Source organism: Coriobacteriaceae bacterium (assembly GCA_025993015.1).
GTDB lineage: Bacteria > Actinomycetota > Coriobacteriia > Coriobacteriales > Coriobacteriaceae > Collinsella.
In genome coordinates this window covers 2,235,285-2,257,211 of record DAJPFV010000001.1, presented here as the reverse complement: position 1 = coordinate 2,257,211, position 21,927 = coordinate 2,235,285, and the positions used below count along the sequence as shown (strand labels likewise).

Below are 21,927 nucleotides of genomic sequence, written 5' to 3'. Positions count from 1 at the left end.
AGGCTAAATGTATGAGGTTCCTGAAGCAACAAAACGATCCATTGATTAAAATTTACTAGAGCAGGTGATCATCGGATGCTATTTACAGGAGTTATTGAAAAGGAGCTATCCGATCGAATTCACCTGACGTATTTTAACGTCATCGAAAATGACGACTTCGATGAGTGTCTAAATCAATGCCTACCCTCTATTTGGTTTGGCCCTAAAGACCCTCGTTCGCTAGAAGTCACAAAGACGAAAATCTCGAAATACTTTGAATCAAAACTAAATAATCGCCCCTTAGTTTGCGGTTCTTGTGCTGAGATTTTCTTACATGCTTATTTAGGGCACAACGGCTATCAGCAGGCTTGTCTTGGATCAAATCTTGAAGAGGGGTCGATCAAAAAAGGATTTGACGGTTTCTATTTAAAAGATGATGAATACTGGTTGATGGAGAGCAAGTCGTCAATTTTTGGAAATACAACTCACCTTAGTAAAGCTAAAGAAGCTCATAAGGATCTCCGTGACAAGATTAACGATTTTGATGGAAATGACCCTTGGGACAATGCTCGAAATCACGCTATAGTAGCTGGTGCCGAAGGATCCATTCTTAAACAGATCAGAATGCTCGGGCAAGTCGAACACGCTGTGTCGACTTTTCACTGACTGTCTCGGGCAGCGTGCCGGATGCGGGAGCAGCAAGTTCGTTTTCATCGACTTTAATGGCGAGTACACTGCAAAGGCCGTATTGTGTCATGACAAGGAAGTCTACGGGCCAAGCACTAGAACGGGAGCCGGCGCCAAAATCCCCGTTCCACCTGGCTTCTTCTTTGATGTGGACATGTGGGCAATGTTGGCCAAGGCGACCGAGAAGACGCAACGGCCGTTTTTGAAAAGGTGCATTCGCAAAGCCGGGGCGATTTTGGAAATGAGCGACCCCGGTGCCTACCTGCGCGGCATGGTCAGAAAGCTTCTGGAAGACTATTGCGGCTGTGGCCCCGCTTTCGATGAGCAGCGCGAGGATTTGGTAAGGCTCTTTTCACTTGTCCCCGGCGTAGATGTAGGCAGCCTGGAAAGGGCGATTGACTCTATTGAGGTTTATCAGAAGTACAACAATGCGCTCCACAAACGCGATAGTAGGAAGCTACTTTACTCGCCCGCCGATGTGCCTGAAGTTTTCTCCGATTTATGCTATGAGAGCATGGACTACTCATCGTTGGCTTCTGACAGGCCCGCGCTGCTGGAATTCATCGCGCGATATCGGTTTATTGAGGCGGTTCGCTCTCATACGATCACTCGTGAGCACATTGCGCCCTTGATACAGCGTTACTCGGCAGAGCTGAGGGAGGCTTCAAAGCTCTACGAGCCTTGCATCAGCGGTTTCAAATCCGATGTCTCCGTCATCTCGCTTCTCAACGTTAACCTTGAGCAGAAGAAGATCGTTCCGCTCGTCGTGGCGAAGACGCTCTATCAGTTCCAGAAGGAGCGCGGGCAAAACGAGCGTGGAAGCAGTGCTCACCTGGTCATCGACGAAGCACACAACGTCTTGTCGTACTCGTCGCAGCGCGAGAGCGAGAACTGGCGCGACTACCGACTTGAGACGTTCGAGGAAATCGTCAAGGAGGGGCGCAAGTTTGGCATGTACCTCACCGTGTGCAGCCAACGGCCGGCCGACATATCGCCTACGATTCTCTCGCAGATGCACAACTACTTCATCCATAGACTCGTAAACGACGAGGACCTGAGAGCGATTAGCAAAGCTGTTTCGTTCATCGACAGCGCAAATGCGAGCATGATTCCCGTGCTTCCGCAGGGGTGCTGCATAGTGAGTGGCACGGCGACGACGTACCCGGTGCGTGTGCAGGTTGACGTCCTTGAACTTGAGAAGCAGCCTATGAGCTTCGACAGGGATCTTGCGAAGGCTTGGGGCGTTGGATGAAAGAAGTGGCTGAGGTGAATGACGATAGTTTTGCCAAAATGACTGCCGGGTTGGTGGAGAGACACCCTGCGCTCTACTATCGGATGGTGCTGGAGGATTCGCATATTCCGCTCCATGCCGTGAAGAGGGGTTTCTTCGGTGATACATTCCTCGAGGTCTTCCGGCAATACAACAATGCACTCTTCGATTCGGTCAGGCTGATGATTCGCTACGAGAAGTCGTTGATGGCATGGGGGGAGATTGTCGCGGGGGTCGACGACAAGGTTCTAAGGGACACATTGGTCATGGATTACGTCCATCCGGTGTTCATGGTAGCGTGCGATCTACCCAACGTGTTCAAAGACCGGCTTGTCCGTGGGTGTGTCAAACTCTCAACGGTCGCGAAGGGCGACTACTCGTATCTACAGGAACGCAGACGGGACTGGTATGACGCATTCCGGAAGAAGTGTGTTGATGTTCCGCTTGGGATGAAGGTGTGCGATGTCGTTGACGACGATCTCTACAAAGACGCTGATGCGACGCATTTCCGGGAGTTGCACGGCTCTAGCATGCATGACTTGTCGCAGAGTCTGGTGAGCGGGCTTGAGCAAACGGTCTCGGTGGACAATTGCATTACAATGCAGACTTATATTGGAGCTTTCGACCTTAACAAGGAACTTGAGGCCCTGGACAGGCAGAGGCGCAGAATCCAGAAAGCGTACCTATTGTTCGGGGAGTACGGCGATGCGCTGTACGAGGGGCGGTCTAGTAATTAGGGCGGTGGATTGTTGTAGGAGGCTGGAATGGATAACGTTGGGCCGGGGGAGCTGGAATCATAGCGAACGTCAAAGATAGCGAGTCTCAACACTTGCCTCTGTATGATCCAGACGATTGCGAACGTTTTCCGACCCTGGATGTTTGCGATGTCTGTCAACGGGGACGCCGCAAGGCGCGACATGGGTACCGTCAGGTACCGACAACAGTGCAGGCTGCGCCATGTTGACCTCCGAATGCATCCTGACCGACGGGCTCGTGTCCCTCTTTGGGCATAGGGTCCTCGACATGAAGCTGTTCCGTGGTAAGGAACTGCTGAACCGGCGTACTGCTCGTCACAATCATCGTGTTGGGTCCCTCCTTCTCGTAGCGCATTCGTAAGCCGATTCCTCCTTTCACCGACTGGCAAAACGATTTACACCTAATTGTGGACACTGCCCACGCGATTTCTCTTTGCCCCCGCATCGATCTCGCTAAACTAATAGCTGCTGCTACCAGGGCATTTTCTGGTGCACATTCTATTGGCTCCTGCGAAGATCGGAGCGGGTATGTTTGCTGCAAAGTCCTACACCAGCCGTCATTACATTGCGATTGTTGCCATGGCCTGCCTATGCGCTTTGCTGGGCGGGCCTTCTTATGCCGCGGGTGCGGAGAGCCTCATCATCGCGGGCGCGACGTACTACGAGCCGGGCGTCTCGGGCCCCGGCTGGACTTGGACCGATGCCGACCACCTGGAGCTTAACGGCTACGCGGGCGAGGCCATCGGCGCCGAGGGCGACCTGGTGCTGACGCTTGCCGGGCAAAACTCCGTGACGGAGTCGCATGCGCCCGATGCGGACATCACGCTGTGTGGCATGGAGGTGTGGGGCAACCTGACGCTTCGCGGTGCCGGGACCCTGACGGCGACGGGCTCGCAGTGCGGGATCCACGTGTCGCAGGCGCTCGTGGTGGACGGCTGCACCGTCGATGCCAGGGCGGACGGGGCCGATATTTCTGACGAGGCCGTGGCGGGCGTGATCGCCGGCGACATGGCCGTGCGCGGCGGCGGGCGCGTCGTCGCTGTTGGTGCTTGTTCTGGTGCGGGCGTACGGGCTTACGGCGTGTGCCTGCAGGACGCGGGTATTGGCGAAGGCGCGGCCGACTGTCGACTTTCCGTCGATGCCTCGTGGCTCGATGCGGTCGGTGTCGATGGCGGCATCGCGTGCACGGGCGGGTCGCTTGTGTCAGCGCGGTTTGTGGCGCCTGCTGGCGGGGTTTTTGGTGCTGGTGGCGTGGTGGATGCCGGCGGGGTCTCGGCTGCGCATGTGGTGATTGAGCCCGAGGGCGCCACGGCTCCGGCGGGGGAGACCGACGGGGTCGTTGTGCCTGGCGATAGCGTGGATAAGTCTCCCATCGATGCTAACCCCGCTGCCGGAGAGCCCACCACTGGACCCACGGCAAATCCCGCGCTGAAACCCGCGACCACGACAACCAAGACAACAACGACAGCGACCAAGACCACGGTCGTTAAGGCCTCAAAGCCCAAGACCGTAACTGCGACCTCCGTGTCTCTCCCCAAGACCAGCGACAACAATTGGATCGCCGCATCCTTTACGCTACTCCTGTTGGGACTGGGGCTTCTAGGTGCCGCATATCGCTGTTGGGGCGTGCGGCATACCTAGCTGCAATACAAGAGCCCTGTAAAAGCTTTAAAGGCAACGCTTTCCGAAAGGGAGCGTTGCCTTTTTACTGCATGCAATGTATGAGGTGCCTTACCACTAAAGGGCTTAGTTAATTGATTGTAATTACATAATTTACTAGTGTATGTGCGTTATACTAAGGTTGCACTCACACGATTGGAGGGTCCAAAAATGGTAAGCTCAACATTAACCATTAGGGTTGACGATGACCTCAAACGCGAGGCAGCAGAAGTGGCTGATTACTATGGACTTGATTTGTCGTCCGTGACGCGCGCATTCTTCAAGCAAATGGTCAACACCCATCGCATCCCGTTGACTTTTGCCCCTGAGGAGCCCAATGCCGAAAGCCTTGAGGCCATTCGCGAGGGGGACGCGTTTCTTGCATCTGGCAAAAAAGGACGTTTTGACAATGGCGCCGATCTTATCGCTGCGGCGATGGCACAATGAGCACGTTAACCGCAGAGTTCTCTGCAGCCTTCTCCCGCGATTTAAAGAAAAAAGCAAAGCGCCGTAAATGGGATCTATCCGAGCTTCAAAAGCTAATTGACCTGGTGCTACAGAATACACCCGAGTCAATGGACATATTAAAACGACGTCATAATATGCACCGGCTAAGCGGCAACTGGGCAGGGCGAAACGAATGTCACGTAGCAAACTCTGGCGACTGGCTTGTCATATGGTCATCAAACGAAGAGGTAGCTTTCTTTGAACGCACCGGCAGCCATGATGAGCTGTTCCGATAGCTCCCTTAATATCGACACCACCAAAGCTATCCTGATTTCAAGCCAATGACATCCTATTTGTTCAACATTGTTGGAGATTTAGCTGCGCAATGATGATTGCCTCCCATCCTAGGCTGGAATATCGTCTCCAAACCAGGCCCTGGCAGCGGTTTGCTCTGCAAAAGGTTGCGCAATGTGCTCGCCGGTAGATCCTGCGCGTGGCCATACGCTACCAGACTCTTCCTTTTCATCGACAGGTTCCTTAAAGCGATGGCCCAACACTGTCGATGAGCGGAATGCGGCAAACTGCGCCCCCGCGTTCTCTATCGAGGTGCGTCGATCCTAGGTACGAGGGGTTCGCCCAGATCGAGACGACCTATTAAGGCATCTCTGTCCCTGTCGTCTCGATGAGCACCTTCGACCTGACTCATGCCTTACGCGATGTTCGGACAAACTCGGTTATAGCGATTTGCCTTCTCATTAAAAGGGACTGCAAGATGTTTACCGCCATGGCCTGCCTATGCGTTTTGCTGGGCGGGCCTTCTTATGCCGCGGGCGCGGAGAGCCTCATCATCGCGGGCGCGACGTACTACGAGCCGGGCGTGTCGGGCCCCGGCTGGGCCTGGACCGATGCCGACCAACTGGAGCTCAACGGCTACGCGGGCGAGGCCATCGGCGCCGACGGCGACCTGGTGCTGACGCTTGCCGGGCAAAACTCCGTGACGGAGTCGCATGCGCCCGATGCGGACATCACGCTGTGCGGCATGGAGGTGTGGGGCAACCTGACGCTTCGCGGTGCCGGGACCCTTACGGCGACGGGCTCGCAGTGCGGGATCCACGTCTCGCAGGCGCTCGTGGTGGACGGCTGCACCGTCGATGCCCGGGCGGACGGGGCCGATATTACTGACGAGGCGGTCGCCGGCGTGATCGCAGGCGACATGGCCGTGCGCGGCGGCGGACGCGTCGTTGCCGCGGGCGCCGGGTCCGGAGCGGGCGTGCGCGCCCACGGCGTGTATCTGCAGGACGCGGGCCTTGGCGATGGTGCGGCCGGCCGTCGGTTTTCTGTCGACGCCTCGTGGCTTGATGCGGCCGGTGCCGACGGCGGTGTTGCGTGCACGGGCGGGTCGCTTGTGTCCGCACGGTTTGTGACGCCTGCTGGCGGGACCTTTGGTGCTAGCGGCGTGGTGGATGCCACCGGTGCGGTGGCACCGCATGTGGTGATTGAGCCCGATGTGGCCACGCCTCCGGCAGGGGAGACCGACAGGGGCGAGGTGCCGGGCGATGGCACGGACAAGTCTCCCGACGATTCAAGCCCCACCGCTGGAGAGCCCGCCATTGGGCCCACGGCAAATCCCTCGCTGAAACCCGCGGCCACGACAACCACGACAGCAACGACAGTAGCCAAGACCACGGTGTCCACGTCCTCCAGGCCCAAGACCGCCACCGCGACCACTGCAGTACTCCCCAAGACTGCCGACAATAAATGGATCGCCGCTTCCGTGACGCTTTTCCTGCTTGGTACAGTGCTTCTAGCTGCCGCATGCCGCTGCTGAAGCACCATTTCGATAGGCTATATAGAGGGCTATATTCGTAACGACGAATTAGTAAAATAGTTTTTACGACAATTACTCGGGACTTATCTAACATGAACCACGAATTAGATCATACAGTTGACGCTGCCAAGAAAGAATTAGACGCCGGCCTTCTTGAGCTGTTCGAGCGTTGCAGCTATCTGTACAACGAGGCATTTTATGCCAACACGGAACTAGCAATCCTTCGCGAACTGTCTAAAGCATCTTCCGACTATGAGAATGAAGTAATTTGCGCTGGCTGCTTCTTCAGCTTTACACAACTTGCATTAACCGAATCCTGTTTCATGAATTGCGCGCGGTTATTTGATACCAAAAGTGACGTCAGTATTGGGAAACTGATAGAAGACGTCTCGTCTCATTCTGCTGAAATCGACGCACTTGCAATCTCTATATTCTGTGATCGACCAAACTTTGACAGGCTTAATCCAATCGTTCACCCATTGGCAGAGGACGAGGAGCGTTTTTACCCCAAAGAGGTTGAGTCTCAACGCTCAGATGAAAAACTGTTCGGAGATCATTACGGAATGGTAACCGTGTGTATAACCACTAATGACCTTTCCAATTTGTGGAAAAAACGACTCAACGGTCTCAGTAAACTAACTGACATGCTGCGCGATCAGCGAAATAAGGTTTTCGCCCATAGCGACATGGAAGCACTGAATTATGATGAGCTAGTTAAGCGACTTCCTTTAACTTGCAGCGAAATTCAAAAACTAATCGACTTCGCACTCGATCTGACAATCGAATTATTAGCCAAAATTACTGGTATTGAAAAAGATCGCTTGCCCAAGAACTACAACAATATACAAGGTCTCCTAAAATATGTGGAGGTTGGCATGGAGACTGTTGAGCAGCATTTGGGTAATCTATAGGATTCAAGCGCTTGCAAACAGTTAAGCAGGCAAGCGCTTGAATCTGAGTACGATCCTTGACATAAAGTCCGACCATCGCACAATGACAGTTTTTCATGCCAAAAAGACACTGAAGTGTGAGATAGCTCAAAACTCAACAAATCAAATAATCAGCAGTTCAGGTCTTATGGGAATAATTCAATTCGCATCACGTTGCATCTAAGCGGCTGTTTATACTTGGATATAAACACTAAGGAGGCAGCAATGCTTTGGAGCTATGTTCAGCTAGATGACGGCACTCAGTTTGCCTACTCAGAAACACGAGACGACGGGACCGTTCGCGTAGCCGTCGAGCGCCCGGTTGATTTTGGTTTTGACCATGCAGAATGCTTTCTACCTGCGGTCAAATGGTTTAACGTCGAAGGATTTTCTACTGACGATCTGGATTTTTTGACCGAGTTCGTTAGATCAAACGCTCCGTTTATCTTCGAGCTTGCAGAACGGCAAAAAGCTGGACCGGCGGTGGCATAATGCCTCGAATTCTTGTTTTTGGACAGTATGTTCTGTTCTTTTGGATCGCGGAAAACGGAGAACCCGTTCACATCCATGTAGGGGTAAAGAGGGCGGCTGCTAACTCGACTAAGTTTTGGCTCACTAAAAATGGCGGATGCACACTTGCGAACAACGAGAGCAAGATTCCGGCTAAGGATCTCAGGGATCTTTCAAAACTAATCACTATGAACCATCGATACATTTGTGACAAGTGGCGCGAAACCTTTGGTGATGATTCCCTGACATTCTATTGCTAAACCGCAATTGAGCCATGATTACGCTTGTCAACTCATGATTGCCGATGTTGACGGGCGGGACCTTTCTGTTACGCCGCTAGTGCTCCAATCGTACTTTCCGATAGCCCGGAACCCAAAGACAACCAGCACTACGCCTGGATCCAGGACCTTGTTTCCGGAAACCGCACGCGAGCAGAACTCGCCGACGAGCTGCGCCGCAATTGCGTTGTGTGTCTCGACGGTGCGTCGCACGTATAAAATCTAAGCATCCAAACTCTAACTATGAAATGGAATGGACGCCACATGGAGATCCCAAGCACCCTGTGCAGCAATGTGTACGACTTCGCGTTTTGTCCCGAGCCCTGCTATGACCGCTTGGTCGATCTCGCCGACCCCGAGGACTGGGGTCCCAGCAACCGCATCCTCAAAAACTACCTGTCGTTTTCGTTTAGCCGCGCGGTGTTCTTGACCGAGCGTGACGTGGACCGGACCGCCCCGTCCAACTTACCGCTGGTGTTCGACGACGACCGTTGCCTATTCAACACCGGCCTGTACACGCGTCGCTACGAGACCATCTACAGCCTGTTTGAGCCCAACACCAAGCCCGACGCGCGCCAGCGCTGGTTTTTGAAGGGCTTCTTTAAGGAGAGCGACCCCATGCTGGTCTCATTTGAGTACCTGCCGTGCCGCGTGCGCTTTGCCGAGGACCCCTCCGAGCTGGTCTTTGACTACCGCCTTCCCATCCGCTCCAAAATCGACCACATTCTGGGCGACGAGGAAAACCTTACGCGCATTCCCGCCAGCCTGATGGGGGAGGGCAACTCGCTGCTGCTGCGCCGTGCCTTTGAGGGAGCCGTCGTCGAGGCCGCCCGCCGCGCCGCAGCCAACTATACGCTCGCGGTGCCGCAGTTCTACGGTGGCCGGATCCAGCTACTCCTACCGCTGTGCCTGACCGGCGACAAGCCCGAGCTGGCGCTGACCATCCAGCGCGAGGACGGTTTCTACGCCGCGCGCACCTGCCTCACGCTCGACATGGCCTACAACAACGCGCGACTTATCTGCCGACCCGAAACCTCGTGGATCAAGCGATAAAGGGTGGTTTAGCTGCAGTTTTTCCGATTGCTTTGGTTGTTTTGGCTTGGCTAGCACCCACGAATTTAAAATCGGGGGCAAAAAGTTCTTGGTAAACCACGCGCGGCTATGATAGTATCTCTTTTGCCGAAAGGCGACGGGCGATTGGCTCAGGGGTAGAGCATATCCTTCACACGGATGGGGTCACAAGTTCGAATCTTGTATCGCCCACCATCTAAAGTACAGGTCAGAGGTGTTAAGCCTCTGGCCTTTTTCTATTTGACACCAAGGGTGACACCAAATTTTCGATTTTTATTAGCATGGGGTCCTATTTTTTATTGATCGCAAACCCTTCATAGCTCCTACATATTGATTATTATTTTCGTTCGTTGACCAACTATAGAGTGACGTCGTCGAACATTTTGAAAATAGTTCACGCGCTCTTTCAATGAGTTCTTTGCATGATTCATACGCAATTGTGGAGAAAAAGACCACTGGCTCACAGCTCGTACCAGCACATTCACGCCTCGTGACAACCTTTCAACACATCCCATCCATTTTTTGGTCAGCGTTTGGTCAGCTTCCCGTACTTACCCGCATGATGCGCTAGTAGATAATCGACCTTACCCGCAATCCGCACGGCCCGCGGCCGAAACCAGGGGAGGCGCAAATGGACGAAATCGTCTGCGCAAACACTGCATTCCGCTATTGGCGCTGCCCACCGCAGGTGCGCGATCTCTACCCGCGCCTGCCCAACTCCGAAGAAGGCTGGCGAGCTCTATCCCAAGCCCCATTCGTAACCGACGTCCTCAAGACCCCGATTATCGCTGTTGCTTCGCCAGGTTATTGCAATCACCACTCGGGATTGCGCTCCACTATTCGCTGGGAAGGGACATCGGATGTCAGCACAACAATCGACACTAATTTAGGCTTTAGTGTCACCAATCCGCTTAACACGTTATTTACTATGACACGCTTTGTGTCCGAAATAGATCTCGTACTGGCTATGTACGAACTTTGCGGTTGGTTTTCCGTTTTCGAGCCTGCTCCCGCTGCCGAAATGCAGTTAAAAATGGCGGTAGAGGAGAATCGCAATTCCAGCACGCAGAATCTGTTCGAACTTGGAGAAGGCGAAGACGAGGTTCCTTGGAAACGAGTTTACGCCCGCGCAACCGTAAAGGCCACAGATAAAGAAGGCCAAACGAACAAGCGTGAGGATGGAAGAGAGGTTACGAAACTCAAAGGCACTTCTCTTTGGATGAGAAAGCCGCTCATCGAGCTAAGCGATCTGCATCGATTCGCCGACAAGGTCAAAAGTCAAATGTGGGGAAAGCAGTTTTATGATGCCGCTCAGCAGGTTATCGGCATTGCTGCGTCTCCGCTCGAGGTCGCGGGGGTACTGCTTCTAAGTCGTTCTCGACGTCTAGGTGGTTCAGGATTCAGATACGTGTACCTCAACGATTTAACCCCTCTATCCGTGGCAGCCCAAAGCATCGCAGGCCAAAAGGTCTGCTACGGCGACATCGTGATCGTAAACCCAATCCTAATGAAGGCAGTTATTATCGAGATCCAAGGTGAGGTCATTCATGGCTCAGGTGCAATACTTGACCACGATGCGGAGCGCATGACTGCGTTGCAGAGCATGGGATTCGATGTATTCCTGGTGACTCACGATATGCTCAACGATTCAAAGCTGCTAGACACCATAGCCAGAAGTGTCTGCGACCGTTTAGGGATTCGCTATAAAGCCAAAACTGAGGCAATGAAGTGCGCCGAGACGAGACTGCGAGCAAATGTTTTGTGCAACTGGTTGGAAATCGGAAATTTGTCGGCGACAAGGCGCTAGAACTACCTAGTTTGCCTGTTAGTAAAATAATGTCATTTCAAAACTATGCCGGATTACGGGGCTGGACCCGGACTGGCCGTCCATACCCTGCATTTCACGGAATACGCAAGCCGTCTACTTGCGGTTTTGATTTTACCGATTACGGCATGCTCGGGGGTTCCCGGCCTGGCCCCGTAAACCGGCATGGTTTTGAAATCGCCGGGTCGGCGGGAGCGCGATTGGCCCCGGCAATGGGCCTGGCGCCGGCAAGACGGCCGTTGGGCGGATGGCGGCCCGCGCCGCGACTGCGAAATTTTCCAAAATTGTCCTTGCATCGCCGTCCGAGTTCCCGTATAGTACTTCTTCGCACGGGGGCGTAGCTCAGCTGGGAGAGCGCTTGACTGGCAGTCAAGAGGTCAGGGGTTCGATCCCCCTCGTCTCCACCCGAGCATTGAATGAGGCTCCAACGCAAGTTGGGGCCTTTTTTCATATAGGCACACAAGGTCAAAGGCGGCAGCATGATCCTCCCGGTCGACAAGATCGTGCGTTGAACGGGTGCCGCGCGCATGGTAGTATTTCACATCGTGGTTCAAAGCGTTGGAGGCTGTTCTGCCACCCCAACTGCAAGCGCCACTTTATAAGGGCTCTTGGCGCAACGGTTAGCGCAGGGGACTCATAATCCCTGGGTTCTGGGTTCGAATCCCGGAGGGCCCACCAGGTTTTTCAACAGGCCAGGCAATATGTCTGGCCTGTTTTTTCATGGCATTAGTTTTCACTTGCAAATAGCCTGCTTACTCATTTCCGGGCGTCCTCGGTCGGCTGCCTGCGATGCCCCCGCCATGAAACCGGCCTATCTACTACGTTTAACCCCGACCCCTCGACCATACCCCGTATTTCGCGAAAACCGCAGGCCGTCTACCTGCGGTTTTATTCTTGCCCGAGACGCCATGGTCGGGGGATGTCGCCCAAACGTAGTAGATGGGCCGGTTTCGTGGCGGGGATCCCGGGGGCGACCGGAGTGGAGCCTGATAGTCGGACGCTGGTCTCCGCCGTCGCGACCCCGCGGGACTCCGGCGCCCGCGCCCCCGGAAAGTTTTTCCAAAAATGTCCTTGCATCGCCGTCCGAGTTCCCGTATAGTACTTCTTCGCACGGGGGCGTAGCTCAGCTGGGAGAGCGCTTGACTGGCAGTCAAGAGGTCAGGGGTTCGATCCCCCTCGTCTCCACCCGAGCATTGAATGAGGCTCCAACGCAAGTTGGGGCCTTTTTTCATATAGGCACACAAGGTCAAAGGCGGCACCATGATCCTTCTGGTCGACAAGATCGAAAAAAGCTTCGGCGCACGCGTCCTCTTTAGCGGCGCGTCCTTCCAGATCAACCCCGGCGAGCGTTTCGCCCTCGTGGGTCCCAACGGCGCCGGTAAAACCACCATGCTCAAGATCATCATGGGCATCGACAGCCCCGACGCCGGCCAGGTCCAGTACGCCAAGGACTGCCAGGTGGGCTACCTAGAGCAGGAAACCAACCTGGAGCACAAGGACACCACCATCCTCGCCGAGGTCATGGCGGCCGCTAAGGAAATCCGCCGCATGGGCGAGCGCGCCAACGAGCTTCAGGCACAAATCACCGAGCTCTCCGAGCAGGGCAAGGACGTCGACGCACTCCTGAACGAATACGGCCAGGTCCAGGACCGCTTTGAGCACCTGGGCGGCTACGAGCTCGAGAGCAACGCGCGCAAGATCCTGTCCGGTCTGGGCTTTAAGGTCACCGACTTTGAGCGCCCGTGCTCCGAGTTCTCGGGCGGCTGGCAGATGCGCATCGCGCTGGCAAAGCTCTTCCTGCGCCACCCCGACCTGCTGCTTCTAGACGAGCCCACCAACCACCTGGACCTCGAAAGCGTCCAATGGCTGCGCGGCTTTATCGCTAACTACGACGGCGCCGTCCTCATCGTCAGCCACGACCGCGCCTTCATGGACGCCTGCGTCGACCACGTCGCCGCACTCGAGAACCGCCGCGTAACCACCTACACCGGCAACTACAGCAGCTACCTCAAGCAGCGCGAGGACAACCTGGAGCAGATGCGCGCCAAGCGTGCCGCCCAGGAGCGCGACATCGCCCACATGCAGGTCTTCGTCGACAAGTTCCGCTACAAGCCCACTAAGGCCGCCCAGGCCCAGGAGCGTATCCGCAAGATCGAGCAGATCAAAAAGGAGCTTGTCATCCTGCCTGAGGGCCACAAGCACATCGACTTTAAGTTCCCCGATCCGCCGCGCTCCGGCGACATGGTCGTAGGGCTCGAGGGCGTGTCCAAGTCCTACGGCGACAAGCACATCTACAGCGACATCGACCTCAAGCTCTACCGCGGCGAGCACGTGGCGCTCGTCGGCCCCAACGGCGCCGGCAAGTCCACGCTCATGAAGATCCTCGCCGGCCTGGAGCCGCCCACCACCGGCACCCGGGACCTGGGCACCAACGTGGGCGTGGCCTACTACGCCCAGCACGCACTCGAGGGCATGACCGAGTCCAATACCGTCCTGCAAGAGATCGACACCGTCACGCCCAAGTGGACCGTGCCGCAGCAGCGCAGCCTGCTGGGCGCCTTCCTGTTTAGCGACAACGACTCCATCGAAAAGCAGGTCCGCGTCCTCTCCGGCGGCGAAAAGGCGCGTCTGGCCCTGGCCAAGATGCTCGTGGCCCCCGAGGCGCTCCTGTGCCTGGACGAGCCCACCAACCACCTCGACATCGACTCGGTGGACATGCTCGAGAACGCCCTGCAAAACTTCCCTGGCACCATCGTGCTGATCAGCCACGACGAGCACCTGGTACGCGCCGTGGCCAACCGTATCATCGACATCCGCGACGGCAAGGTCACAGTCTACGACGGTGACTACGACTACTACCTCTACAAGCGCGAGGACCTCGCAGCCCGCGCCGCCGCCGAGGCGTCCACGGAGAGTGCGCCGGCCGCGACCAAGTCCGCTAAGGTCACCGCGGCCCAGCCCGACACCCCCGTCACCGCACCCAAGCCGGCCGAGGGCAAAAAGACCAAGGAGCAAAAACGCGCCGAGGCCCAGGCCCGCGCCGCCCTCAACAAAAAGCTCAAGGGCGTGCGCAACCAGCTCAAGAAGATCGAGACGGAGCTCGATAAAAAGCGCGCCCGCTATGACGAGCTTATGGAATTGATGGCAAGCGAAGAGCTTTATGCCGATCAAGACAAGTTCAACGCCGCGCTGGGGGAATATAACGGCCTTAAGCAAGAGCTACCCAAGCTCGAGGACGAATGGCTGGAGCTTTCCACCCAGATCGAAGAGGAGACCGCGCGTGAACTCTCGTAAGGCCGCTGCCGTGGCGATGAGCATCATCGCCATCGCCTGTCGCATCTGCGGCATCTTTATGAGCGCGATGACTGTGCTGCTGTGCTTTAGTGGCCTCACCGCCAAGCTGCAGATCGTGGGCTTTGTCGTTGAGCTTTCGCGCGCGCTGCCGAGCGCCATCGCCGGCTACGGCGTCATCACCTCACCGTTTGGCGGCGTGTTCCGCTTAGATTACGCCATCGTCGTTGTGATCCTGTTTGTAATTGACTACCTGCTCACGCGCGCCTCGCGCCGCATCCGCTAGGGGAGCGCTATGTCCAGCAGCTACTTTATGAACCTGCTTGCCAGCGCCGTCGCAGTCATCGTGGGTATCGTGATCCACGAGAGCGCGCACGCCGCCGCGGCCTGGGCACTCGGCGACAAGACGGCCCGTTCACGCGGCCGCGTGTCCCTTAACCCGCTCAACCACATCGACCCGTTCGGCACCATCATCCTGCCGCTGCTCATGCTCGCCGCCGGTGGCCCGGTATTCGCCTTCGCCAAGCCGGTGCCCGTGTACCTCAACAACCTCAAGCATCCTAAGCGCGACGAGGTCCTGGTGAGCGCGGCCGGCCCCGCATCGAACATCGCGCTCGCGTGCCTGGCCGCGGCCCTCATGCGCTTGGCCTATGGCAGCCTCTACACCAGCATGTCCTTTGCCCTGGCGTCACAAATCATGAACTTCGGCGCCACGTTTATCGTGGTCAACTTGTCGCTCGCGTTCTTTAACCTCATCCCGATTCCGCCGCTTGATGGCTCGTCGATCATCGTGCCCTTCCTCAAGGGCAAAGCGCTCAACAACTATTACCGCCTGCAGCAATACGCTATGCCCATACTCATCCTGGTTCTATACCTGCTGCCTATGTGGACCGGCATCGATGTAATCGGCCGCTATTTCGACGTTACCGTGTATCCGCTTGCTGAGCAGCTGCTCAACTTCGCAATCGCCGGCATCTAAGGTAAACTTACAGGTCGACCCTGCAAAGCGGTCGTAACATGCACCCAAACCGCGCCGCGAAGGCGCCGTCAAAGGAGGTCGAATATGTCGTATCGTGTGTCGACGCAGGTCTACAGCGGACCGTTCGACCTGCTGCTGCAGCTGGTAACCCGCCAAAAAGTAGATATCGGCGCCATCTCTATCAGCGAGGTGGCCGAGCAGTACCTTGCCGAGGCCGAGCGCATCGAGGCGCTGGACCTGGACGTGGCGAGCGACTTTTTGCTAGTCGCGGCAACCCTTTTGGACATCAAGGCTGCCTCTCTGGTGCCGCGGGAGGCCCCGCGCAAAGCCGATGACGACGATGACGAGTTCGACGAAGACCTCGAGGAGCTCAGCACGCTCGACGGTGACGCCTTGCGCGAGGTCCTGATCCAGCGCCTGATTGCCTACAAGCAGTTTAAAGGCGCGGCGGCAGCCCTTGGTGCTCGCATGCAGGCCGAGAGCCGCATGCACCCGCGTGTGGCCGGCCCCGATCCCGAGTTCTTGGGCCTTATGCCCGACTACCTTGCCGGCATTACCCTGCGCGGCCTGGCCGTCATCTGTGCCGACCTGGACGGCAAGCGCCAGACCTTCCTGCTGGAGGCCGAGCATGTGGCGCCGCATCGCGTACCGCTCGACCTGACCGTGGCCTCAGTCGACCGCTTTACCATGTCACACCAAACCTGCACCTTCCGCGAGCTGCTGGACGGCGACGCCACCACCGAGCAGCTCGTCGTCACCTTCCTGGCCATGCTGGAGCTCGCCAAGCGCGGCTCGCTCACGCTAAGCCAGGACGAAATCTTCGGAACCATTCAGATCAACCGCGTCGAGGGCGCCGAGGCCTACGTGCCCGGCGAGGGCCCCGAGCTCACCGAATAGGAGCGACCAACCATGTCAAACCTGTCCACGCTGGAGGCAAACAGCCTCAAGGGCGCCCTCGAGGCGCTGCTGCTGGTGTCGAGTGACCCGGTGAGTGCGCCCGCGCTGGCCGGCGCACTGGATATCGCCCCCGGCGAGTGCGCCTCGCTTTTGGCCGAGCTCAAGGTTGAGTACGAGGAGGCCAACCGCGGCTTTCAGCTGCGCGAGGTCGCCGGCGGCTGGCGCCTGTTTACGCACCCCGCCTACCACGATGTTGTCGAGGCCTATGTGCTGAGCTGGGATACGCAAAAGCTGTCGCAGGCGGCGCTCGAGACGCTCGCCGTCATCGCCTACCACCAGCCTGTCACGCGCGAGGTAGTCAAGGGCATTCGCGGCGTCAACTCCGACGGCGTCATCGCGTCGCTCGTTGACAAGGGACTCGTGCGCGAGCTCGGCCGCGATCCCCAGCGCGGTCAGGCCATCATTTACGGCACGACCAACGCTTTTTTGGAGAAGTTCGGCCTGCGCTCCACCCGCGACCTTCCCGATCTGGAGCAGTTTGCCCCCGACGAGCAGTCGCGTCAATTTATCCGCGAGCGCCTGAGCGGCCGCAGCATTCAGTCCACGCTCGAGGAGCAGGCCGAGGATCTGGACGAAGAGCGCGAGTTGCTCGATACCGATGTTGAAGATGTTGAGGCAGTCGAGGACTTGGAGACCCTGGTCGTCGACGAGACCTCGGAGGATTTGCATGACGAGGACTAACGAAGTAGGGGAGACGCGCGCCATGGGCAACGCAGCACCCGCAACCGACGCCCAGCCCGTCTACCCGCACACCATGCGCCTGCAGCGCTTTTTGGCGCGCGCGGGCGTGGCGAGCCGCCGTGGCTCCGAGGACCTGATGACCGCCGGCCGCGTGACCGTCAACGGCGAGGTCACGACCGAGCTGGGCACCAAGGTCGATGTCGACCGCGACCACATCGAGGTCGACGGTATGCCCGTCAAGCTCAATCAGGGCGCTGTGTACCTGATGCTCTACAAACCGACCGGCTACCTCACCACCATGAGCGACCCGCAGGAGCGCCCTTGCGTGGCCGACCTGGTCCCCCGCGACCGCTTTCCGGGACTTTTCCCGGTGGGCCGCCTGGACCGCGACACCACGGGCCTGTTGCTCTTTACCACTGACGGCGACCTGTCGCAGGACCTGCTGCACCCCAGCAAGCACGTCTACAAGACCTACCAGGCCCTCGTAGACGGCCACCTCACCGACCGCGATTTGGAACCACTCCGCCGCGGCATCGAGCTCGACGACGGCCTGTGTCAGCCGGCAATCTGCCGCGTTATCAACGCACGCGAGGCCGAGGCCGTGGCGCCGCAGGGCGTCAAGCCCGGCACCACCGCCGTCGAGGTCATCATCCGCGAGGGCCGTAAGAACCAGGTCAAGCGCATGTTGAGCAAGATCCACCATCCGGTGATCCGTCTGCATCGCTGCAACTTTGCCGGCCTGGAGCTCGAGGGCGTGGCCAAGGGCTCGTGGCGCGAGCTCACCGACCGCGAGGTACAGATCCTCAAAGACGGCGGCATCCCGCCCAAGCAGGCCAGCACCAAGCGCGGCGGCAAGCCCCAGGACACGCCCGCGAGCCGCACCCGCCACCACGGCAGCCACGGCTCCGCGCCAAAGCGCAACACCTATCGCGAGCGCTACACGGGCTAGGCAACCCGCCGCACCCCAACACTCGCGTCCCATACCAGCACGTCAACCACCGAAAGGAAGCATTGCATGATCGTCGCCATCGACGGCCCCGCCGGTTCCGGCAAGTCCACCATCGCCAAGGAGATTGCCCGCCAGCTGGGCTTTAACAAGCTCGACACGGGCGCCATGTATCGCGCCGTCACCTTTGCCGCACTCGACCGCGGCATCGATCTGGACGACGAGGCGGCCATCGACGCCCTCGCCGAGCAGATCGAGATCCGCTTTACCAACGGCACCGGCGAGGACACGCGCCTGACCATCGACGGCGTGGACGCCTCGGCCGCCATCCGTACCCCGCAGGTCGATGCCAACGTCTCCAAGGTCTCGGCCTACCCGGGTGTGCGCGCCGCCATGCTCATTCACCAGCGCCGCGCCGCCGAGGACCGCGATATCGTGGCCGAGGGTCGCGACATCGGCACCGTCGTGTTCCCCAACGCGCAGGTCAAGGTCTTCCTGACGGCAGACCCGCGTGAACGCGCCCGCCGCCGCGTGCTGCAGCGCCACCAAAACGACGCCCAGCCGCTGACCGCCAAGCAGCTCGAGGCCGAGGTCGACGAGACCCTCGACGCCCTCAAGCAGCGCGACAAGCTCGACAGCAGCCGCGAGGTCGCCCCGCTCGTGCCCGCCGAGGACGCCGTGCACGTCGACTCCACCGCCCATACCATCGACGAGGTCGTACGCATCATCGAGGACCTCATCAACCAAAGGAGGTAGCCCATGCGCCTGTTTAAGCAGACGCCCGAGGACTATTACAACGCCCCCTACGCCGAGTTCCCGGCGCTCATCCGCGGCACCGTCGTCGTGGTCATGGCGATCCTATGGGCCTTCTCCAAGCTCATGTGGCGCTGGAAGGTGGAGGACGCCGATCTGCTGTTTGAGCGCCAGGAAGGCCACGGCAGCGTAGTCATCTGCAACCACACCTCGATGGCCGAGGTGCTCGCCGTGGAAACCGCCCTGTTCTTTGGCGGCCGCCGCGTGCGCCCCATCTTTAAGTCCGAGTTCGCCAAGACCAAGATCGTGCGCTGGGCCTTTAGCCGCGTGGGCGGCATTCCCGTCGAGCGCGGCACCGCCGACATGAAGTGCCTGCGCGCCGCCCAGCACGCGTTGCAGCGCGGCGAGGACGTCCTGATCTTCCCCGAGGGCACGCGCATCCGTTCGCGCGAGATCAAGCCCGAGGTCCACGGCGGCTTTGCGCTCATCGCCCAGATGGGCAAGGCGCCTGTCAACCCACTCGCCATCTGCGGCTGGTCCGACATTACGCCAAAGGGCAAAAAGCTCATGCGCCCCAAGAAGTGCTGGATTCGCGCCGGCAAGGCCGTCTCGCTTTCCGACGCACCGGCCGGACTCAAGCGCACAGAGCGCTTGGCATGGTTTGAGACCGAGGCTATGGACCGCGTCTACACCATGCGCGACGAGCTGTGCGACGAGCATCCGGGCAGGTTCTAGCCATGAGCGAGAACGCAACGAACACCGCCGCGACTGCGTCCGACCAGGCAATCGCGCCTACCATTGAGATCGCCGCCCACGCCGGCACTTGCTACGGCGTACAGCGTGCGCTCGACATGGCGCTGGCCGCCGCGCCGCAGGCAGGGGAGAGCACTCAGGTCCATACCTTGGGTCCGCTCATCCATAACCCCATCGTGGTACGCGAGCTCGCTGAGGCAGGCGTTGGCTTGGCCGAAACCCTGGACGACGCCACAACCGGCACCGTGATCATCCGCGCCCACGGCGTGGTGCCACAGGTCATCGATACCGCTCGCGAGCGTGGCCTTAACGTCGTCGACGCCACCTGCCCTTACGTCAAGAAGGTCCATATGGCAGCCGAGCGTCTGGTGCGCGAGGGCTACCGCGTGGTGGTCGTAGGCGAGCCTGGTCACCCCGAGGTCGAGGGTATTCTGGGCCACGCCGGCAATGATGCGCAGGTCGTGAGCTGTGCCGCCGACGCCAACGCCTTGTCGCTCAAGGGCAAGGTGGGTCTGGTTGTGCAGACCACCCAGACCGCACAGAACCTCGCCGAGGTCGTGTCTGCCATCACCCCGCGCGTGCAGGAGCTGCGTGTGATCAACACCATCTGCGCCGCCACTAGCGAGCGCCAGCAGGCAGCCGCATCACTTGCCAAACGCTGTGATTGCATGGTTGTGGTGGGCGGAAAGAACTCGGGTAACACACGTCGTTTGGCACAGATCTGCGCCAACGTCTGTGAGCATACACATCACATCGAAGAGGCATCCGAGCTCCAGGCCGCGTGGTTTACCGACGCTCACCACATCGGCATCACCGCCGGAGCCTCCACCCCACAAGAACACATCGAGCGCGCCGTCGAGCGCATCAAGGAGCTTTGCCGCTAACCATGGACCAGACCGTACCCGCATACGCCGCCGAGGTGGCCGATTACGGGCGCAGCCGCGACCCCGAGCCGGGTGAGGGCGCGCTCGTTAAGAACGTACGTCCCGAATCGCCCGCATGGGATGTGGGTATCGAGCCGGGCATGCGCGTGCTTGCGGTCAACGGCGAGCAGCTGACCGATATGATCGTGTGGCTCTGGGAGGCAGACGACGACACCGTCGAGCTGGAGGTTTTCGATCCGCGCGACGGCACCGTCACCCCCGTTGAGCTCGATCGCTTTCCCGGCGAGGACTGGGGCCTGGAGTTCGATGGCCCCATCTTCGACGGCATGCGCACCTGCGTCAACGCCTGCGTGTTCTGCTTTATGACGATGCTGCCCAAGGGCGGTCGCTCCACGCTCTACATCCGCGACGACGACTATCGTCTGAGCTTTTTGCAGGGCAATTTTGTTACGCTCACGAACCTCTCCGACGAGGACGTGCAAAACGTCATCGACCGCAATATGAGCCCCATGAACGTGTCGGTCCACGCCGTGAGCCCCGACGTCCGCCGCCGCATGATGGGCCGCAACGCCCAGCGCGGCATGGATGTGCTCGAGGCCATCATGGCTGCGGGCATCGAAATCCACGCGCAGATCGTGCTCTGCCCCGGCATGAACGACGGCGAGGAGCTGGAAAAGACCCTGCGCTTTTGCGAGGAGCACGAGCAAATCACAAGCCTGGGCATCGTGCCGCTCGGTTTTACCAAGCATCAGAAGCGTTTTAGCTGGTCCTACAGCGACAAGCCCGAGCTAGCGCGCGAGACCATTGCCATGATCCGACCGTTCCAGGACCGCGCCTATGAGCGCTTTGGCCGCCACACCTTCCAGATGAGCGACGAGTTCTATCTGGACGCTGGCATCGATCCTCCCGAGGCTGACTTTTACGACGGCTACCCGCAGTACTACGACGGCATCGGCATGATCCGCTCATATCTGGACGAGACCGACGACGTGCTTGCAACCGACGCCGAGCGTCTGGCCCGCGTCCGCTCTGGCATCGCCCTCCGCAGCCAGCACCTGCTGTGCCTCTCCGGCGCCAGCGCACGCGACACGGTAGCCCGCTTTGTGGAATCGCCCCAGGGACTCGCCGGCACTGTCACGGCCATCAAGAACCGCTACTTTGGCGGAAACGTAGACGTGACCGGCCTCATCGTCGCGTGTGACATTCTGGAGCAGCTGCCCCAAGACCTGTCGGGGGTTATGCTCTTTGTGCCTAAGCTCATGTTCAACGCTGACGGCATGACGCTTGACGAGTATCATCGTGACGATTTACTCGCAAACCTTACCAGTCGCGGCGCCGAGGTTCATGTGGTGTCGACCATGCCGCATGAGCTGCTCGATACCCTGGAGCGCATTCTTGGCATTGTGCCCGCAGACTCTAACACTTCCACTGACCCTACCCATTAA

Annotated in this window: 21 protein-coding genes and 4 tRNA genes; all 25 read left to right on the top strand. The window is 58.4% G+C overall.

Features of this window, described 5'->3' with window-relative positions; translation table 11 throughout:
• Positions 1-75: 75 nt before the first annotated feature.
• The 25 genes from OIL77_09925 to OIL77_09805 all read left to right on the top strand — a co-directional run bounded on the left by OIL77_09925 (position 76) and on the right by OIL77_09805 (position 21,927).
• On the top strand, positions 76-645 hold the full coding sequence (locus OIL77_09925; protein ID HJI45715.1) for a hypothetical protein: 570 nt from the start codon (positions 76-78) through the stop codon (positions 643-645).
• Positions 646-820: 175 nt separating this feature from the next.
• Complete coding sequence (locus tag OIL77_09920; protein ID HJI45714.1) at positions 821-1,918, top strand: ATP-binding protein; 1,098 nt, start codon at positions 821-823, stop codon at positions 1,916-1,918.
• Positions 1,915-2,673: a hypothetical protein gene (locus OIL77_09915; GenBank protein ID HJI45713.1), complete on the top strand. Its 759-nt coding sequence runs from the start codon at positions 1,915-1,917 to the stop codon at positions 2,671-2,673. The genes OIL77_09920 and OIL77_09915 overlap by 4 nt, the downstream gene beginning before the upstream one ends.
• Positions 2,674-3,219: 546 nt before the next feature.
• Positions 3,220-4,332, top strand: a complete 1,113-nt coding sequence (locus OIL77_09910; protein ID HJI45712.1) for a hypothetical protein — start codon at positions 3,220-3,222, stop codon at positions 4,330-4,332.
• Positions 4,333-4,521: 189 nt separating this feature from the next.
• On the top strand, positions 4,522-4,797 hold the full coding sequence (locus tag OIL77_09905; GenBank protein HJI45711.1) for a type II toxin-antitoxin system RelB/DinJ family antitoxin: 276 nt from the start codon (positions 4,522-4,524) through the stop codon (positions 4,795-4,797).
• Positions 4,794-5,093, top strand: coding sequence for a type II toxin-antitoxin system YafQ family toxin (locus tag OIL77_09900; protein HJI45710.1), 300 nt, complete (start codon positions 4,794-4,796; stop codon positions 5,091-5,093). Before OIL77_09905 ends, OIL77_09900 begins: the two co-directional genes overlap by 4 nt.
• 476 nt (positions 5,094-5,569) lie before the next feature.
• Positions 5,570-6,625: a hypothetical protein gene (locus OIL77_09895; protein HJI45709.1), complete on the top strand. Its 1,056-nt coding sequence runs from the start codon at positions 5,570-5,572 to the stop codon at positions 6,623-6,625.
• 92 nt (positions 6,626-6,717) lie between these two features.
• Positions 6,718-7,536, top strand: a complete 819-nt coding sequence (locus OIL77_09890) for a hypothetical protein (protein ID HJI45708.1) — start codon at positions 6,718-6,720, stop codon at positions 7,534-7,536.
• Positions 7,537-7,779: 243 nt separating this feature from the next.
• Positions 7,780-8,046: a hypothetical protein gene (locus tag OIL77_09885; protein ID HJI45707.1), complete on the top strand. Its 267-nt coding sequence runs from the start codon at positions 7,780-7,782 to the stop codon at positions 8,044-8,046.
• A gap of 560 nt (positions 8,047-8,606) precedes the next feature.
• A complete protein-coding gene (locus OIL77_09880; protein HJI45706.1) occupies positions 8,607-9,395 on the top strand; it encodes a DUF3825 domain-containing protein in 789 nt (262 codons plus the stop codon).
• A gap of 138 nt (positions 9,396-9,533) precedes the next feature.
• Positions 9,534-9,608, top strand: a tRNA-Val gene (locus OIL77_09875).
• Between the two features lie 436 nt (positions 9,609-10,044).
• Positions 10,045-11,220: a hypothetical protein gene (locus OIL77_09870; protein HJI45705.1), complete on the top strand. Its 1,176-nt coding sequence runs from the start codon at positions 10,045-10,047 to the stop codon at positions 11,218-11,220.
• A 349-nt stretch (positions 11,221-11,569) separates the two neighbouring features.
• Positions 11,570-11,642, top strand: a tRNA-Ala gene (locus OIL77_09865).
• Between the two features lie 198 nt (positions 11,643-11,840).
• A tRNA-Ile gene (locus tag OIL77_09860) sits at positions 11,841-11,916 on the top strand.
• Between the two features lie 434 nt (positions 11,917-12,350).
• A tRNA-Ala gene (locus OIL77_09855) sits at positions 12,351-12,423 on the top strand.
• A 75-nt stretch (positions 12,424-12,498) separates the two neighbouring features.
• Positions 12,499-14,532, top strand: coding sequence for an ABC-F family ATP-binding cassette domain-containing protein (locus tag OIL77_09850; protein ID HJI45704.1), 2,034 nt, complete (start codon positions 12,499-12,501; stop codon positions 14,530-14,532).
• A complete protein-coding gene (locus tag OIL77_09845; GenBank protein ID HJI45703.1) occupies positions 14,519-14,815 on the top strand; it encodes a hypothetical protein in 297 nt (98 codons plus the stop codon). Before OIL77_09850 ends, OIL77_09845 begins: the two co-directional genes overlap by 14 nt.
• Before the next feature lie 9 nt (positions 14,816-14,824).
• Positions 14,825-15,508, top strand: coding sequence for a site-2 protease family protein (locus tag OIL77_09840; GenBank protein ID HJI45702.1), 684 nt, complete (start codon positions 14,825-14,827; stop codon positions 15,506-15,508).
• An 84-nt stretch (positions 15,509-15,592) separates the two neighbouring features.
• Complete coding sequence (locus tag OIL77_09835; protein HJI45701.1) at positions 15,593-16,405, top strand: segregation/condensation protein A; 813 nt, start codon at positions 15,593-15,595, stop codon at positions 16,403-16,405.
• Positions 16,406-16,417: 12 nt separating this feature from the next.
• A complete protein-coding gene (gene scpB / locus OIL77_09830) occupies positions 16,418-17,146 on the top strand; it encodes an SMC-Scp complex subunit ScpB (GenBank protein HJI45700.1) in 729 nt (242 codons plus the stop codon).
• A gap of 22 nt (positions 17,147-17,168) precedes the next feature.
• Entirely contained in the window at positions 17,169-18,095 is a 927-nt protein-coding gene (locus OIL77_09825; protein HJI45699.1) for an rRNA pseudouridine synthase, read from the top strand.
• A 66-nt stretch (positions 18,096-18,161) separates the two neighbouring features.
• Positions 18,162-18,848 carry a (d)CMP kinase gene (gene cmk, locus OIL77_09820; protein HJI45698.1) on the top strand — a complete coding sequence of 229 codons (687 nt, stop codon included), beginning with the start codon at positions 18,162-18,164 and terminating at the stop codon, positions 18,846-18,848.
• A 3-nt stretch (positions 18,849-18,851) separates the two neighbouring features.
• Complete coding sequence (locus OIL77_09815; protein HJI45697.1) at positions 18,852-19,580, top strand: 1-acyl-sn-glycerol-3-phosphate acyltransferase; 729 nt, start codon at positions 18,852-18,854, stop codon at positions 19,578-19,580.
• A 2-nt stretch (positions 19,581-19,582) separates the two neighbouring features.
• On the top strand, positions 19,583-20,482 hold the full coding sequence (locus OIL77_09810) for a 4-hydroxy-3-methylbut-2-enyl diphosphate reductase (protein HJI45696.1): 900 nt from the start codon (positions 19,583-19,585) through the stop codon (positions 20,480-20,482).
• Between the two features lie 2 nt (positions 20,483-20,484).
• Positions 20,485-21,927: a DUF512 domain-containing protein gene (locus tag OIL77_09805; protein HJI45695.1), complete on the top strand. Its 1,443-nt coding sequence runs from the start codon at positions 20,485-20,487 to the stop codon at positions 21,925-21,927.